The sequence below is a fragment of the Bartonella sp. AA81SXKL genome (assembly GCF_042196945.1).
Taxonomy (GTDB): domain Bacteria; phylum Pseudomonadota; class Alphaproteobacteria; order Rhizobiales; family Rhizobiaceae; genus Bartonella.
In genome coordinates this window covers 1-962 of sequence record NZ_JBHIRH010000130.1, presented here as the reverse complement: position 1 = coordinate 962, position 962 = coordinate 1, and the positions used below count along the sequence as shown (strand labels likewise).

The 962-nt window shown below is 40.0% G+C and carries 1 protein-coding gene; it reads left to right on the top strand.

Annotation, left to right across the window (positions count from 1 at the left end; all coding sequences use genetic code 11):
* Positions 1-511: 511 nt before the first annotated feature.
* A partial coding sequence (locus ACFINZ_RS10060; protein ID WP_375701436.1) for an AAA family ATPase occupies positions 512-962 on the top strand: 451 nt, incomplete at its 3' end.

Below are 962 nucleotides of genomic sequence, written 5' to 3'. Positions count from 1 at the left end.
ATCCCATCTGGGTGTGCACATAATGATATGCTATTACCTGACGAGGCTCATGATGAAGCAGTTGCCAATGCTATTTCCGCTGAAGGACAATGTTTGGTTTAAGGAGTTTGCAATTACGATAACACGGATTTAAACTTTTGCTTTAGTGACTTTTTTTACTTTGAATATGATTCAACAGAAGCTCAATATGTAGGTTGTTTTAAGTTTATTGCATATAGTGATTTGGCTGTTCATATTGTTTTGCTGTAGAATAAGGTGTTTTGTTCAATAAGAATGAGTTTTGATTAAGGTATGTGATACAAGTTTTGCATGGGGCAAGATTGAGAATGTGAAAGCGTTTTGTGCGAAAATTTCACGGGTAGGAGGGGTGATGATTATGCTGTGAAAATGGGAGAATACTCATGTATCAAAAATTCCTAATGACAAAGATTTTTTGGGGAGTAGGATTTTTCTTAATAGTGGGGGGTGTTAAGTGCTTGCTCTTTTTATACGAATCTTATTTTGATAAATTATGCAGTTTTCACCGGAACAGGATAATGCATTGAAGGCTGTCTCTGCGTGGTTGAAGGAGGGGCGTTCTCCACTTTTTCGTCTCTTTGGCTATGCAGGAACAGGGAAGACGACACTTGCTCGTTATTTTGCAGAAACGGTTGATGGCTCTGTCCAATTTACTGCGTTCACAGGTAAGGCGGCTCAGGTTTTGCGTTCTAAAGGTGCAAGCAATGCTTGTACTATTCATTCACTGATTTATTGCCCGCGTGGGGAGGAAGAAGTTTCCGATGAAGTCACCGGAAAAAAGTCTATTGCACCGACATTTGCATTAAATCGAAGAAGTGCGGCTGCACAAGCGAAGCTCATTATTGTTGATGAGTGTTCGATGGTAGATGAACAATTAGCCCGTGATTTAATGAGTTTTCGGACACCAATTCTTGTTCTTGGTGATCCAGGTCAATTGCCTCCTA